The 15,099-nt window shown below is 65.9% G+C and carries 16 protein-coding genes; 9 read left to right on the plus strand and 7 right to left on the minus strand.

Annotated features, from left to right (window positions below; all coding sequences use genetic code 11):
* Positions 1–218 precede the first annotated feature (218 nt).
* From rpe to IQ16_RS46490, 4 genes are all read left to right on the plus strand, one after another.
* A complete protein-coding gene (gene rpe / locus IQ16_RS10355) occupies positions 219–920 on the plus strand; it encodes a ribulose-phosphate 3-epimerase (RefSeq protein ID WP_018645863.1) in 702 nt (233 codons plus the stop codon).
* Between the two features lie 49 nt (positions 921–969).
* The gene (locus IQ16_RS10360) at positions 970–1,569 is read left to right on the plus strand and encodes a hypothetical protein (protein ID WP_018645864.1); all 600 of its coding nucleotides are present in this window, start codon (positions 970–972) and stop codon (positions 1,567–1,569) included.
* Positions 1,570–1,660: 91 nt separating this feature from the next.
* On the plus strand, positions 1,661–1,801 hold the full coding sequence (locus IQ16_RS45555) for a hypothetical protein (RefSeq protein ID WP_167526316.1): 141 nt from the start codon (positions 1,661–1,663) through the stop codon (positions 1,799–1,801).
* Between the two features lie 5 nt (positions 1,802–1,806).
* Entirely contained in the window at positions 1,807–2,196 is a 390-nt protein-coding gene (locus IQ16_RS46490; RefSeq protein WP_018645865.1) for a hypothetical protein, read from the plus strand.
* Between the two features lie 107 nt (positions 2,197–2,303).
* Here the strand turns inward: IQ16_RS46490 and IQ16_RS10370 are convergent, their stop codons facing one another.
* From IQ16_RS10370 to IQ16_RS10390, 5 genes are all read right to left on the minus strand, one after another.
* Entirely contained in the window at positions 2,304–3,725 is a 1,422-nt protein-coding gene (locus IQ16_RS10370) for a serine/threonine protein kinase (protein WP_018645866.1), read from the minus strand.
* A 6-nt stretch (positions 3,726–3,731) separates the two neighbouring features.
* The gene (locus tag IQ16_RS10375; protein WP_018645867.1) at positions 3,732–4,472 is read right to left on the minus strand and encodes a metallophosphoesterase family protein; all 741 of its coding nucleotides are present in this window, start codon (positions 4,470–4,472) and stop codon (positions 3,732–3,734) included.
* 117 nt (positions 4,473–4,589) lie between these two features.
* On the minus strand, positions 4,590–5,195 hold the full coding sequence (locus IQ16_RS10380) for a hypothetical protein (protein ID WP_018645868.1): 606 nt from the start codon (positions 5,193–5,195) through the stop codon (positions 4,590–4,592).
* Positions 5,188–5,874 carry a DUF2135 domain-containing protein gene (locus IQ16_RS10385; protein ID WP_018645869.1) on the minus strand — a complete coding sequence of 229 codons (687 nt, stop codon included), beginning with the start codon at positions 5,872–5,874 and terminating at the stop codon, positions 5,188–5,190. Before IQ16_RS10385 ends, IQ16_RS10380 begins: the two co-directional genes overlap by 8 nt.
* Positions 5,871–6,656 (minus strand): MotA/TolQ/ExbB proton channel family protein, encoded by a 786-nt coding sequence (locus IQ16_RS10390; protein WP_026312443.1) that lies wholly within the window; start codon positions 6,654–6,656, stop codon positions 5,871–5,873. Before IQ16_RS10390 ends, IQ16_RS10385 begins: the two co-directional genes overlap by 4 nt.
* A 199-nt stretch (positions 6,657–6,855) precedes the next feature.
* Between IQ16_RS10390 and IQ16_RS10395 the strand changes: the two genes are divergently transcribed.
* From IQ16_RS10395 to IQ16_RS10405, 3 genes are all read left to right on the plus strand, one after another.
* Complete coding sequence (locus IQ16_RS10395; protein WP_018645871.1) at positions 6,856–8,226, plus strand: sensor histidine kinase; 1,371 nt, start codon at positions 6,856–6,858, stop codon at positions 8,224–8,226.
* A gap of 7 nt (positions 8,227–8,233) precedes the next feature.
* Positions 8,234–8,887, plus strand: a complete 654-nt coding sequence (locus tag IQ16_RS10400) for a response regulator (protein WP_018645872.1) — start codon at positions 8,234–8,236, stop codon at positions 8,885–8,887.
* Positions 8,888–8,998: 111 nt separating this feature from the next.
* Positions 8,999–9,304, plus strand: a complete 306-nt coding sequence (locus IQ16_RS10405; RefSeq protein ID WP_018645873.1) for a hypothetical protein — start codon at positions 8,999–9,001, stop codon at positions 9,302–9,304.
* 9 nt (positions 9,305–9,313) lie between these two features.
* Here the strand turns inward: IQ16_RS10405 and IQ16_RS10410 are convergent, their stop codons facing one another.
* Complete coding sequence (locus IQ16_RS10410; RefSeq protein ID WP_026312444.1) at positions 9,314–9,901, minus strand: TetR/AcrR family transcriptional regulator; 588 nt, start codon at positions 9,899–9,901, stop codon at positions 9,314–9,316.
* Between the two features lie 559 nt (positions 9,902–10,460).
* Here IQ16_RS10410 and purB point away from each other — a divergent pair.
* Both purB and IQ16_RS10420 read left to right on the plus strand, forming a co-directional pair.
* Entirely contained in the window at positions 10,461–11,768 is a 1,308-nt protein-coding gene (gene purB, locus IQ16_RS10415; protein ID WP_018645876.1) for an adenylosuccinate lyase, read from the plus strand.
* A 106-nt stretch (positions 11,769–11,874) separates the two neighbouring features.
* Entirely contained in the window at positions 11,875–13,044 is a 1,170-nt protein-coding gene (locus IQ16_RS10420) for a M20 aminoacylase family protein (RefSeq protein WP_018645877.1), read from the plus strand.
* Between the two features lie 233 nt (positions 13,045–13,277).
* On the opposite strand, the gene IQ16_RS10425 is transcribed toward IQ16_RS10420, so the two are convergent.
* Positions 13,278–15,098 carry a caspase family protein gene (locus IQ16_RS10425; RefSeq protein WP_035667347.1) on the minus strand — a complete coding sequence of 607 codons (1,821 nt, stop codon included), beginning with the start codon at positions 15,096–15,098 and terminating at the stop codon, positions 13,278–13,280.
* Position 15,099: the final 1 nt, after the last annotated feature.

A 15,099-nucleotide genomic window follows, 5' to 3' on the forward strand; every position in this document is an offset into this window, starting at 1 on the left:
ATGTTCTGCAGCTGAAGTCAGCAAGCGTCGTGCCAGCGCGAAAAGTTCAATGAAATCCGCGTCCGTCACGCTGTGCAGGTCGCGGGAACACCGGCAATTCATGCCGGTCGCGGCAGAAATTTCCGCCCACAGGAAGCGCGCCGCTGCTGCATTGCCCGCCACGGAAGCCCATGTTAGGCGAGGCCCATCGTCGTCCGGCCGCCACGGGAAACAGCGCCATGACCCAAGCCTTTACCCCCCGCCCCCTGGCCATCGCGCCCTCGATCCTGGCCTCGGATTTCTCCAGGCTCGGCGAGGAGGTGCGCGCGGTGGACGCCGCCGGCGCCGACTGGATCCATCTCGACGTGATGGACGGGCACTTCGTTCCCAACATCTCCTACGGCCCCGACGTCATCAAGGCGATGCGCCCGCACACCAAGAAGATCTTCGACGCGCATCTGATGATCTCGCCCTGCGATCCCTATCTTGAAGCCTTCGCGAAGGCCGGCTGCGACCACATCACGGTGCATGCGGAAGCCGGTCCCCATTTGCACCGCTCGCTCCAGGCCATCCGCGCGCTCGGCAAGAAGGCCGGCGTCTCGCTCAACCCGGGCACGCCCATCAGCGCGCTCGAATACGTCATTGACCTCGTCGACCTCGTGCTGGTGATGTCGGTCAATCCGGGCTTCGGCGGCCAGGCCTTCATTCCCTCCGCGATCAACAAGATCCGCGACATCCGGGCGATGGTCGCGGGCCGTCCGATCGACATCGAGGTCGACGGCGGCGTCGGCCCCGACGTCGCAGGCCCGCTGGCAGCTGCCGGCGCCAACGCCTTCGTCGCCGGCACCTCCGTGTTCAGGGGCGGCACGCAGGACTCCTACAAGACCAATATTGCCGCGATCCGCAACGCGGCGCTCGGGGCACGCGGCGAGGCCATCTGATGGCTATTCGCGGTCCGAACCGGCCTTGCGGCCGCCGCGACCAACAGGGATGGACGACATCCGCGCCACTCCGTTTTCCGCAGGCCTGCAGCGCCTGCGCGCCGAGGCCCTGCAGGACGGCGAAAAGGTGATCTGGCAGGGCCAGCCCGACGGCGTCGCCCGCATGATGATGTGGCGATTTCTTTGGTGGATCGGATGTCCCTGGCTGCTGCTGACCGTCGCCGCCGTCAGAGCCGATTGGATCGACCAGGCGGCCCATCCTCTCGCAATGCTTGGGGTTGCGATGGTTGCGGCCCCGCTGGTGATGCTGCTGCAAGATCTGCAGACGCTCTATCTGATCACCGATCGCCGCGCGCTGATCCTGCGAACGGCCTGGGGCCGACGGACGGTCAGCCAGACGCCGTTCGAGGCCATGGACGCCGTCTTCGAAATCCTCGACATCGGCGCCGGCGCCGGCCACCTCAACTTCGCATCAAGGCGATCGCCCCGTTCGCCCGATACCGACTACACCGGCCGCTATGGCTTCCGCTGTGTTCGCGACGCTCCGCGCCTGCGTGACATCCTCGAAGCTGCGCGCGCAGGCAAGTCACGGCGGCCGCCCCAGGAAAAAGCTGCGGTTCTTACGGGCGCTGCGGAGCGAACTGCCTAAAATTACAACCGCGACCCGTACTCATCCGGGCTTCACTGATTCGCGCAAATCACTGCAAGTGATTCCCGCCTGCTTTTGACGGGAGCACATCATGACGACGACCCTGGTCTGGACTGGCGTGGCGTTGTGGATTGGTTTCAGTGCATTTGTCGTGTTCGGCCCGTCGGCCGGACCGGTCGAGGCCCCGGCACGTTCGGCCCGCAGCATCCGTCGCGACCGCTATCGGGCCTGACGCCCATGCAGATCGCCCTCGTGAAGCGCCAGCCGAAACGCAGGTGCCGGATTCCGGGGCGCCCGCATCCGAGCCTCGACTATTTCTTCGGTCGGCTCGAACGCACTGACGGCGCGCCGGTCGACGATAACAGGCTCGACAATTCGGACCTGGACCTCCGTCTCAGCGCCACCACTGACGATCTCCTTTTTCGGAACGACCCGATGAAACCGCATTGCCCGAACTGCCTGAAGGAAATGACCAAGGCATCCGCCTCGCGTAACCTGTTCAATTGCGAGCCCTGCCGCGAGATCATCCAGTATTTTGGCGGCAGCGCGGACCACGGCGAGCCGGGGCCGCAATTCTCCTGGCCCATCCGCCGCAAGCGCGGCGCCCACACCGCTCACGCGGCCTGATTTCGTCTAAAGCGCGATGTGATCAGGATGAATCGCCATCGCGCTTTAGGTTATTGTTTGAGCATGATCTTTCCGGAAAACCGCTGCACACTTTTCCGGATCATGCTCTAGCCAATCTCCTCTTCATCCGCAGCCATCCGCGGCGGCCGCACCACGGTGACGGTACAGGCCGCCTCCGCGGCCACCTTGGCCGAGACGCTGCCGAGCAGCGTGCGGCGGAACGAGCTCTGCCGCGCGCCGATGATGACGTGGTCGACTTGGTTGACCTCGGCGAATTCCAAGAGCGCCGCCGCGGGATCGACGGCCTCCAGCACGTGAACCGACAGCCGGCTTTCGTCGAGCTTCAGCGGCGTCGCCCAATGCCGGAGCGCGACCAGGCGGTCGATATGCTTGTTCGAGCCTTGCTCATCCAGCGTCCGGTCGATCGCGATGCGGTTCAGCTTGAGCACGTTGACGCAGGCAAGCCGCGCCGAGGGCAGCGTGGCGAGAATGCGCTCGGTGGTGACGCGCAGCGCTTCGTTCAGCTCCGGCGCACCTTCCGCCGTGTCGAGTGCGACGGCGAGGATCGGGCTCGATGCGATCTGAGCTGCGACATCCGATTTCGCGCGCGGGGCCATGACGCCCTGGTTGAAGCGCCGCCGCCAGGCGACGCTGAGCGGATCGCGCTTCAGCCGCTCCGAACGCGCGGTGAGCCTGACCTGGTCGGGATAAGCGAGATCGAAGGCGAGCTGGGATGCGGTCGGATAGCGCCACACCGGCTCGATCTCCAGACACCGCAGCACCACCTCCTGGAGCCAGGGCGGATAGTCGGCGCGAAGCGAACGCGGCGGGCGCGGATCGCGCCACAGCCGGCGCCGCATCGCGCGCAGCGTCTCGCCCTCGCCGAACGGCCGCTCGCCGGTGGTGAAGAAATAGAGCAGCACGCCGAGCGAAAACAGGTCGCTGCGCGGATCGTCGCGCACGCCCGAGAGCCGCTCCGGCGCCATGTAGGGCGCGGTGCCGTAAGGCAGGCGGAACTCCTCCTGCAGGAGATCGGGCAGATGGTCATGGTGCGACAGGCCATAGTCGATCAGCACCGCCTCGCCGCTCTCGCGGAACATGATGCTGCTCGGCTTGATGTCGTGATGGATCACGTTCTGCCGGTGCAGGTCGGCCAGCGCGGTCGCGACCTTGGCGACGAGCTGCCGTGCCTCGTCATACGGCAGCGGCAGATCAGGCAACCGCTTGTAGAGCGTGGTCCCGGGGATGCGCTCGATCACGACATAGGCCTGGTGCGCGAAATCGCCGGTGCCGAAACAGGTGGGCACGTGCGGCCCCGCAAGCCGCGGCAGGATCATCATCTCCATCTCGAAGGAGACGATCGCGGCGGGGTCCTCGCCCTCCGACACCCGCGGGATCTTCATCAGCAACGGCACGTCGATGCCGGGATGGGTGACGGTCCACAGCGTCGCCATGCCGCCGGCATGGACGCATTCGCCGATGGTGTAGCCGTCGATCACCGCGCCTGACTTGACCAGGGGTTTCGGCATCGGCTTCTAGCGTCCCTGCGACAGGCGGTCGGCGAGCCAGTGCGGCAGGCCGTTCTCGCGGATCCGGCTCGCGGCCGTCTCGATGTCATAGGGCGCGCGGCAATAGGTGATCTGGCACGACACCGTGTCGAACAGCACGAAGGCCGCAGACGGATCGCCGTCGCGGGGCTGACCGACCGAGCCGAGCACGGCGAGCCATTGCCGTCCGCGCAGCAACGGCACCGCGACATCGGTCTTGGGCACGAGGCTCGTCATCTTCGCCGTCACCGACATCGAATAGAGCGCCGGACGATGGATATGGCCGCAGAAGGTGACATGGGCGGGTGTCGAGATCAGGCTCTTGGCGGCATCCGCCGTCGAGCGGACGTAATGCCAGCGCTGCGGGCTGGAGGCTTCCGAATGCACGAACAGGCGATCGCCGTCCTCCACCAGCATCGGCAGTTCGGCCAGGAATCGCCGCTGCGCGGCGTCGAGCCGGCCGCGGGTCCATTCGATTGCGATCTGCGCCTCGGCGTTCATGGTCTCGGCCGAGGAATTGACTGCCTGGTCGTGATTGCCGCGCACGGCGACGGCCCCCTGCGCGACCAGCTCCATCGCGGTATCCACCACCCATTCCGGATCGGCGCCATAGCCGACGAAGTCGCCGAGCAGGATGAACCGCTCCGCCCCCTTGGCGCGGGCAACCTTCAGGCAGGCCTCGAACGCCTGCCTGTTGCCATGGATATCCGAGAAGACAGCGAGAAGCACGCACCCTCCACCCTCAAATTCTTATTGGAGGCCGATAAGGCCAAATTGAGGGAGGTCAACAAGATGCGTCAGCGCTGCGCCGTTTACCAGCGCAGTCCTGCAGCGATGGTGAAAGGCCTATTGCTCGTCCTTCGGCGGCATCCGGGGCGGCGGAATCGGGGTGAACACCGCGCCCTGGGCACCAGCGGGCGGGGCATTGAACTCGCCGGTGGAGGAATCGCCGCCGCTGGTCTCCAGAATGGTCTTCGGCGTCACATACTCCCGGACCATGTCGATCAGGCTGCCGTCGCCACCGCCGAAATCCGCCGCGCGGCCGCCTTGCGGATGTCCGAGCGCGATCTCGTTCTCCGCGGCATGGGTCTTGTCGGCGAGCCGGTCATTGTAGGGCACGCGAAAGGCGCGCGGGATGCCGCTCGGACGATTGTCCTCGTCCAGCGCCTCGACCCAGAGATAGATCGAGCCGGAATCGCCCTCCAGCGAATGCGGCTCGACGATGCGGGCCTTCAGCAGCTTGAAGGTAGCCGGCAGCCGGTCCGTGCTGGCCCAGCCGAGCAGGCCGCGCATCTCGGTGAAGCTGACGACATAGAAGGCGCTGGTCACGACCACCGCGACCGCCTTCAACGACCAGTGCAGCCGCGCGTAGACCAGCACCACCAGCAGCAGCGCGCCGATGACGGCGTAGGCGACCGACAGCGTGAGGATGACCGTCTGCAGGCTAGTCACGACGTACCCTCGCAGTGTTCCTGCTGACACCGGTCCGCGGATCGAGATCGGCGCCGTTGCGCCAGCTGCTGCGGAACGTCTCCAGCAGCGATTTCGGCCGCTGATCGACATTGACGACCTTGCCTTCCGCATCGATGCGGAATCGGACCGCGGTCTTCTCGTCGCCGGTGTGGTCGAGCGTGAACTTGTTGTCGAAGACCACCTGCGCGGTTGGATTGAGCTTCTGCACCTTCACATTTGCCGTCACCGGCTCGCCGGTCGTGGCGACGAAATGGGAGACATTCACCGTGTATTCGCCGGCAAGGATGCCGCGTATCGTGACGATCTCCTCGCGGATGGGCGAAGCGATCTTCTTGCCGGCGACCATGATGAAGTCGTTGGCGCCGCCGCGGTCGTCGCGGTCGAGCGTGAGGAAGCCGGCCTCGCGGTGGCGATACCAGGCGATATTGCCGGCAGGATCCTGCACGAACAGGTCGAGATCGTCGGGGTGGTTGTCCGGCCAGTCCAGCGTGATCATGAACTCCGCCTTGGAGTCGATCTTGCCGTCCTTGGCGTCCGGGGACACCGCGAGCAGCGCGAGGAAGAACAGGAAGGCGATCACCTGGAGCGCCTTGAAGAGCATCACGCCGAGCGGATCGAACGGCTCCTCGCGTGGATAGAGGCCGAAATCATCCATCATGACGGCGTTCCGGCGCCTTTGATTCCAGCGCCTTTGCGCTCCAGCACCGGCGTCACATAGGTCTCGGTCAGCACCACCGCATCGGAGAACACCCGCTGGGTCGCGGCATCCAGCATGTAGTATTGGATGCGGACCAGGATCGAGCCGACGAGGCCGGCCAGCGTCGTGTACATCGCGACCGCCATGCCGTCGCTCATCAGCCCCATCGAGGAGCGCATCGCGACCTTGTCGGCGGCATCCAGCCCCGCGATCGGCGCCAGCATGATGATGAAGCCGATGATGGTGCCGAGCAGGCCGAGCTTCATCAGCGTGTCCGAGACGAAGGCGCCGAACCCGTTGGAGCCGCGCAGCCGGTCAGCCAGCGTCCGCAGCAGCAGCGTCTGGTCCACGGGGCGGTAATCCTGCGCCGCGGCCTTCGTCACCAGGCTCTCGATGTGATCGCGCACCAGCCCGCGCGGCAGCGCCGTCGCACGGGCATCGAGCACCCTGCCGCCGTCAGGCGCCGCGAGCGCCGCCCGGCAACGCCGCGCCGCCGCCCCTTCCCGCGCGATCGCCCGCGTGCGCAGGAAACAATGGCCGCAGGTCAGGATGTAGAGCACCGCGATGATGCTGGAAATGTAGGTGCGGTCCGAGGTCAGCATCAGATGGATCAGGCCGAAGCGCCAGAGCAGCACGACGGCGAAGATCGACAGCCCGGTGAAGATCATCCAGAACAGCAGCGCGCTGCGCTCGGATGGATCCGCAGCAGACCCGGCGATCGGTCCAATCGTCATCGAACTCATGCTGCACCGCTCCTCGCTCGCAACGATTGGTCTGGAAAGATTCCTGCCCGATTAGATCAAAGTCGCCGCGCTTGGTCCAAAGACCCATGCCCAATCCGGCTTGGGAAATTTGCCCGAGCTGCAATCCTGCCACACCCCGCAATTGGCAAGGCGCGGCGGCGTTGTTAGGCTGATCCTACCAAACGTCGGGGGTGATCGCATGCGCCTCGTGCTTCAGCTTGTTGCCCGCCTGCTCCTCATCGTGGCGCTCTGCCTCGGAGCCGCGGCCGTATGGGCCACTTTCGACGCCTATCGCAGCATTGACCGGGCGACCGCGGCCTCGGCGCAGCGGGTCGCGCAGGCGCTTCAGGCGCTGTACTGGCACGAGCTGTTGTTGCGCAGCAGCAGAGCGCGCGAGCACCTGCTGCCGGTTCCGGAATGGCGCACGCTGGAGACGATGAAGCTGATCTCGCCCGGCGTCTGCGTCGAGTTCCAGCCGGCGACCGCATTCGAGAAGCCGCTCTGCGGCCAGAGCGAGGGGCTGGGCAAGACCCCGCCGCGCTGGTTCGCCGCGATCGTGCCGACCTTCCTCGGCAGCCATGCCGAGGTGGTGCGGCCCGTCAGCCCGCGCGCCGCTGCCGCCGGCACGGTGGTTGCGACGCCCGATGCGGCCGCCGCGATCTCGCTCGCCTGGGAATACATCCTCAACGTGATCGACGTCGCGCTGCTGATGGCGGCGGCGATCGCCCTGCTCGCCTCGCTCGCCATCGCCCACGCGCTGGCGCCGGCGCGCGCGATCGTCACCGCGCTCCAGCGCATGGCGCGCGGACAGTATCGCACCAAACTGCCGCGCTTCCGCTCGATGGAGCTGGCGATGATCGGGGGCGCCGTCGGCGAGCTTGGCGGCCGGCTGGAGGAAGCGACCGAACAGCGCGCGGCGCTGACGCGGCGGTTGATCGAGATCCGCGACGACGAACGCCGCGCCCTCGCCCGCGAGCTGCACGATGAGTTCGGGCAGAACCTTTCCGCCATCCTCGCCTTTGCCAACACCATCGAGACGGCGAGCGCGAAGCAGAACAAGGACAATGGGATCGCGCAGGACGCGCGCATGATCTCGCAGGCCACGCATCATCTGATGGCCTCGCTGCGCGATGCGCTGAAGCGGCTGCGCAATCCGCTGCCCGAGGAGCTCGGGCTCGAGGCAAGCCTCGTCAATCTGGTCGACAGCTGGCGCTCGCACAGTACGGCACGGCCGACGATCCAGCTCGACCTCAGGGGCGACCTCACCGACATCAGCGGCCCGGCCGCCACCACCGCCTACCGTGTCGCGCAGGAATGCCTGACCAACGCGCTGCGTCACGGCGCGGCGCGCGAGATCTCGTTGCGGGTCGAGCGGCGCGCGGGCGAGGACGATGCGCTCGTGATCCGTGTCGAGGACGACGGCGGCGGCGATGCGGAGCGGGTCGCGCAGTCGGCCGGCTTCGGCCTCACCGGCATTCGCGAGCGCGTCGCGGCGGCCGGCGGATCGCTGTCGATCCTGCCTGCATCCCGCGGCCTCAGCGTCGCCGCCACCATCCCGCTCGCCGCGTGAGGCCGACGTGAACGATGTCGCGGCAACAGGTATCTCCGTTCTGCTGGTCGACGACCATCCGATCGTCCGGCAAGGCTACCGGCGTGTGCTGGAGAGCCAGGGCGATCTGCACGTCGTGGCGGAGGCCGACAACGCCGCGGATGCCTACGGCGCCTTCAAGGCGCACGATCCCGACGTCGTCGTGCTTGATATCTCGATGCCCGGCGCGAGCGGGCTGGAGGCCATCCGCAACATCCGCGCCCGCAGCCCGCGGGCCCGGATCCTCGTCTTCACCATGCACAACGAGGCCGTGCTGGTGAAAGCAGCCTTCAGCGCCGGCGCCTCCGGCTTCGTCACCAAGAGCAGCGAGCCGTCCGCCGTCGTGAATGCAATCCGCAGCGTCGCTCGCGGCGAGCGCGCCATGAGCGATGACATCGCGCATATCCTCGCCGAGGACAGCCTGTCGCCGACCGGCTCGGTGCTGGACCAGCTGGGCGAGCGCGAGATCGAGATCCTGCGCCAGTTCGCCGGCGGAGCTACCACCGAAGAGATCGCGACACATCTCAATCTCAGTGTGAAGACGGTCCAGAACTATCACTATCTGATCAAGACCAAGACCGGCGCGCGCACGGATGCGCAGCTGGTGCGGCTCGCCGCGACGTGCGGGCTGACCAGGATCTAGCAGCGGGGCTGCCGGATTCCTCGAGCGAGGTGGCGCTTGTGAATCTGCCGAGCGGGATGGAACGGAGGCCATCCAGCCCCGGTTAATAGTGGAGTGGAGGAGTAAATCGCCATGAGTAAGGCTCATCACAAGGCAATCGACCATCCCCCGATCATTACCGTAGGCGAGCTCATCGACGAACTTTGCCGCCTGCCGGATACGGCCGTCGTCCACTTCCGCTGCCCCATGCTCGAGCAGGAGCTGACGTTCTACCGCCTTCGAAAGCGGTCAAAGGATGTCGTCGAAATCGCGGTCAACACATATCCGGAGAGTCCGCCGGTCGTCCCGTCGGCCAACGGCGGATTGCACCCGCGCAGACACGCGACCACCTCGCCCTCCCTTGGGGAGAGCGCGCTTCTTCACAAGGCAAGAGGGTAAGTCAGGCGTCTAGGCCGCCTTTAAGCCTCGCAGCACCAGCGCGAGCGTCGCATCTACACGCGCCGGCAAATCGGCGTCCTTCCATTCGTCGGCATGGGCCGGATGGTGGAAGCGGCAGGTCGCATCGAAGATCGCGCGCGCGGTCGCCTTGACGTCGTCCACGGCGAACACGCCCTGGCTGACGCCATCGGTCAGGATCGCCGCGATCTGGTCGATCATGGTGTCCTTGTGGCACTTGACGGCCGCACAGGCCTCGCGCGCCAGCGTCAGATAGGTTTCGAACATCTCGGGGTCGTCGAGCACGCGCGAACGCTTGGCTGCGAACAACGTGCGCAGCCAGCGATCGAGCCGGTCAGGCGCCGGGCCCTGTTCCCTGGCGATCGCCAGAAGCGGCGCGTCGATGCGATCGAGCCAGCGTTTGGCAACGGCCTCCCGCAGCGAGGCCTTGCTCGGGAAATGGCGATAGACGCTGCCGTGGCTCACATCGAGCGCACGGGCAACGTCGACCACGGTGGCCTTGGCAAGTCCGTAGCGCCGCAAGACGTCCTCGGTGACTTCGAGGATTCGCTCCGGCGTCAGGATAACGGCTTCATTCATGCCAGCACCTTGTTCCCGTTCAGGGTTCATCCGGCGACGGCGCTGATTCCGAAGCGCCCCTCACCGGTCGTTCGGAAAGCTCTCGCCTTAATGAGGCAGTTTTGCAGCCTGCGCCGCGATCTGGCGCGCCACCAGCAAATTGAGCCAATGCCCAATGGTGCCGGTGAAATTGAGGATTTCGGTCGTCATTGTCTTAAGTCTCCATTCGTCCACGGCTCCCACCCCTTAATTACGTCCCTCGATCCGCTGGTTTTTCGGACCTCGGGCTCCCCTGGCAGGATGGCCGCGGGACGCCCAATCGGAGCGTCCGGGAATGGATATACACGTCTCGCTGACAGATTTCAATATCTGTCAGTCAATGATCCGTGATTGACAGTTAATATTTGCGGCCCCCGCGCCGCCCCCTGCCGGCCGGTCCGGTGGATAGGTCGGCGATCCCCCTCTTCCTGGGCCCAGACCGTTTGTTTCGCCCTGCCCGCTCTGTTAAATCACGGCGTAAAAAGCATTTTGGCCGGCGCCCCCCTTGAGGACCGCCCGCCCACCTTCCTGGAGCCGTCAGATGATCCCCCGCTATACCCGTCCCGAAATGGCCTCGATCTGGGAGCCGCAGACCCGGTTCAAGATCTGGTTCGAGATCGAGGCGCACGCGGCGGACGCGCTCGCCGAGCTCGGGACCATCCCCAAGGAGGCCGCCAAGACGGTCTGGGCCAAGGCCAAGGACGCCACCTTCGACGTCGCCCGCATCGACGAGATCGAGCGCGAGACCAAGCACGACGTCATCGCCTTCCTCACCCACCTCGCCGAGATCGTCGGCCCCGAGGCGCGCTTCGTGCACCAGGGTATGACCTCCTCCGACGTGCTCGACACCTGCCTCAACGTCCAGCTCACCCGCGCCGCCGACCTCTTGCTCGCCGACCTCGACAAGGTGCTGGCCGCGCTGAAGAAGCGCGCCTTCGAGCACAAGATGACGCCGACGATCGGCCGCAGCCACGGCATCCATGCCGAGCCCGTCACCTTCGGCCTCAAGCTCGCTTATGCCCATGCCGAGTTTTCGCGGGCCAAGGAGCGGCTGATCGCGGCGCGGAAAGAAGTCGCGACCTGCGCCATCTCCGGCGCCGTCGGCACCTTTGCTCAGATCGACCCGCGCGTCGAAGAGCACGTCGCCAAGGCCATGGGCCTCGTGCCGGAGCCGATCTCGACCCAGGTGATCCCGCGCGACCGCCACGCCATGTATTTCTCGACGCTGGGCGTGATCGCCTCCTCGGTCGAGCGCATCGCGGTGGAGATCCGCCACATGCAGCGCACCGAGGTGCTGGAGGCCGAAGAGTTCTTCTCCGAAGGGCAGAAGGGTTCCTCCGCGATGCCGCACAAGCGCAACCCGGTGCTGTCGGAGAACCTCACCGGCCTGTCCCGCATGGTGCGCGCCTATGTGACGCCGGCGCTGGAGAACGTCGTGCTCTGGCACGAGCGCGACATCTCGCACTCCTCCGCCGAGCGCATGATGGGCCCCGATGCCACCGTGACGCTCGACTTCGCGCTGGTGCGCCTCGCCGGCCTGATCGACAAGCTCTTGGTCTATCCCGCCAACATGCAGAAGAACCTCGACCGCCTCGGCGGCCTCGTGCATTCGCAGCGCGTGCTGCTGGCGCTGACGCAGAAGGGCGCGAGCCGCGAGGACGCCTACAAGCTGGTGCAGCGCAACGCCATGCCGGTCTGGCGCGGCGAAGGCGACTTCCTCCAGCTCCTGAAGAAGGACGCTGAAGTGAAGAAATATCTCAGCGACGCCGAGATCGAGGAGCAGTTCGACCTCGGCTATCACCTCAAGCACGTCGACACGATCTTCAAGCGCGTGTTCGGAGAGAGCTGAGGCGTTGCTTCCGTAGCCCGGGTGAGCGCAGCGATACCCGGGACTTCTCTCGCAAAGACCCGGATGTCGCTTCGCTCATCCGGGCTACAAAAGAACGGATCACCCCATGCCCATCGTCAACCGCATCGCCGCCCTCTCCGACGAAATGGCCGCCTGGCGCCACGACTTCCACGAGAACCCGGAGCTGCTCTACGAGGTCCACCGCACCGCCGGCATCGTCGCCGACAAGCTCAAGGAGTTCGGCTGCGACGAGGTGGTGACGGGCATCGGCCGCACCGGCGTGGTCGGCGTGATCCGCGGCCGCAAGTCGGCCTCCGGCAAGACCATTGGCCTGCGCGCCGACATGGACGCGCTGCCGATCATGGAAACCTCGGGCGTGCCCTACGCCTCGAAGGTGCCCGGCAAGATGCACGCCTGCGGCCATGACGGCCACACCGCGATGCTGCTCGGCGCGGCCAAATATCTCGCCGAGACGCGCAATTTCGACGGCACCGCGATCATGATCTTCCAGCCCGCCGAGGAAGGCGGCGGCGGCGGCAAGGCGATGGTCGACGACGGCCTGATGACGCGCTGGAACATCCAGGAGGTCTACGGCATGCACAACATGCCCGGCCTGCCGGAGGGCCATTTCGCAACCACGCCCGGCGCGATGCTGGCATCCTCCGACAACATCCAGATCACGGTCCACGGCAAGGGCGGCCATGCCGGCGCAGGTCCGCACAAATCGGTCGACAGCGTGCTGATCGGCTCGCAGATCGTGGGTGCGCTGCAATCGATCGTCGCGCGCAACGTCGATCCGCTGAAATCGGCCGTCATCTCGATCACCCAATTCCACTCCGGCACCGCCTTCAACATCATCCCTGAAGTCGCCGAGCTCGCCGGCACCGTGCGCACGCTCGATCCTGAAGTGCGCGATCTCGTGGAGCGCCGCATCGGCGAGGTCGCCGAGAGCGTCGCCCGCGCCTATGGCGGGTCGGCGGAGACAAAATACACGCGGATGTATCCGGTGACGATGAACCATGCGCGCGAGGCCGGCCTTGCCGCCGACGTCGCCCGCGACATCGTCGGCACCGAGCGCGTCAACGACAAGTTCATCCCGATGATGGGCGCCGAGGACTTCTCCTTCATGCTGGAGGCGCGTCCCGGCGCGATGGTGCTGGTCGGCATGGGCGACGGCAACGAGTGCCACCACCCGGCCTATGTCTTCAACGACAACATCCTCGGCCACGGCGCCTCGTTCTGGGTGCGCATGATCGAGACGCGGATGCCGGCGTAGAAGGTCCGTAGGGTGGATTAGCCCGCGGCTGCGCAAAGCGCAGTCCGCTGGCGTAATCCACCTCTTTAGTTGCTGCGGAGACGAACAGTGGTGGGTTACGCCTTCGGCTGACCCACCCTACGATACTTCGCAAGGTGAGTTCGCGTAGCTCACCTTGAGAAGGCAGAGGCAAAGAGGTCGCTGCGCTTAGCCAACCGATCTTACGAGCTGCACGTTGCTGCGGAAGGGCGGTCTCAGTTGCATACCTCGACTTGCCCCACACCTCCGCTATGGCTGTCGAGGCGACATCCCTTGCGGACGGGCCGGCAGCCGCCGCCTGCCGTACAGATGATCTGTCCTGCAACTTGCGGCTTAGACGGCGCAGCTTCGGTTGCCTTCCGGTCTGCGTCCCGCTTCCGCGAATCCTCGCGCGTTGCGACCGGCTTCTTCTCCTGGATCTTCTCGCATTCATTGTCATCGCTGACGCGATAGCCGGGGCGACAGACAATCTTCGTGCAGACATCGCCGTCGGCCCTGAAGCCATGGTCGCAGACCAGCGGGCAAATGCGTCCCGACTTGGCCTTCAAGGCATCGAGCACATCAGCATTCGCAAGCTTCACGTCGAATTTCGTGCCGGCGTACTTGTTGTACAGCGTCAGCGACCGCTGCGCGGTCTCGCTCCAATCGGTGTTCGGCTCGGCCTTCATGCAGCCGACGCGGCGCAGTTCGAGCTGGACCGATCTCGGCAGATCGACCGGCGGTGGGGAGTCGGGCGGCGGCGACAGCGCGGCAACCTTCTTGCTCTCCGCGTCGGCAGCTTGCTTGTCCGCGGCCTGCTTCGCCTTGGCCTCAGCCGCCGCTCTCTCAATTGCCTGTTTCTCCGCGAGCGCCTTCGCAGCCGCCGCCTCGGCCGCCTTGCGCTCGCGTTCGGCCGCTTCCGCCTTCGCCTGCTCGATCTGCCTTTGCTTCTCCGCAGCGATGCGCGCATCTTCGGCGGCTTTGGCGACCGCGGCGGCTTTTTCCAGCTCCGCCTTCTGGGCACGTTCGGCGGCGAGCTTCACCTTCTCCTGCTCGGCCAGCCGCGCCTTCTCCGTCGCCTGCGCACGCTCCTCCTCGGCGGCAATCTTCTTCAACTGCACGCGGGCGAGATTGGCATAGAAGCCGTCCGGATAGGTTTGCAGGAATGCTTCCCACGCCTCTCGCAGGCCGGCCTGAAGGGCAAGCTCGTAGTCCCTGCGCACGCTCTCCTGCGGATTGGCCTGCGGCCCGGCAACGGCCGCCGGCTTCGCCGGCACCAGCGGCACGTCGTCGCCGCCGAGGGAGCCATAGACATACGGCTCCTGCTTGTAGCCGGTGGCCTTGAGCACATCGTCGCGGACGAACCCGAACGCCTTGCGCAGGTCGAGCCCGGGTTTCGGCAGATGGTCGCTCAACGCTGTCGCAAAGGGGCTGTTGCGGGAATCGCCATCGGACGCGGTCGAGCCCGCCTTGGCCGCGAACGCGATCATGGTGTTCGGGCTGGTCGGCTCGACCTTGGCAAGGCCGCGACCGATCGCACGCGAGGCCACCGTGCGCTTCATCGTCTTCGAAAAGGGATTGTCGCGGCAGGCGTCGAGGATGACGAGCCGAAGCTGCTTGGCGGCCTCGATGCTCACCAGCACGCGATCGATCGGCAAGGCTTCGTCGTAAACGTCGGTGTCGGTCTCAAGGGCCGCATCGGTCGGAATCAGGTAGTTGGTGCCGTCCACTTCGAGGCCGTGGCCTGCGTAGTAGATCACGGCGACATCCGCATCGCGCGTCCGCGCGCCGAACTCGCGCAGCGCCTTGCGCATTTCGGGCGCGCTCAGGTCCTGCCTGACCTCGACCGTGTCGAAGCCGGCTTTCCGCAGCATGCCGCCGATCAAGCCGGCGTCGTTCACCGGATTGGCAAGCTTCGGCACACTCTTGTAGGCGGAATTGCCGATGACGAGCGCGACACGCTTGTCGGCAAGACAAGGGCTGCCGCCGAGGCAGATTCCAAGAACAAGAAACAGTGCTCTGAGCACAAAGGAGGAAGTCCGAACGGTATGCGTCATA

This window comes from Bradyrhizobium huanghuaihaiense, from assembly GCF_007830635.1.
In the GTDB taxonomy this organism is placed as follows: Bacteria; Pseudomonadota; Alphaproteobacteria; order Rhizobiales; family Xanthobacteraceae; genus Bradyrhizobium; species Bradyrhizobium huanghuaihaiense.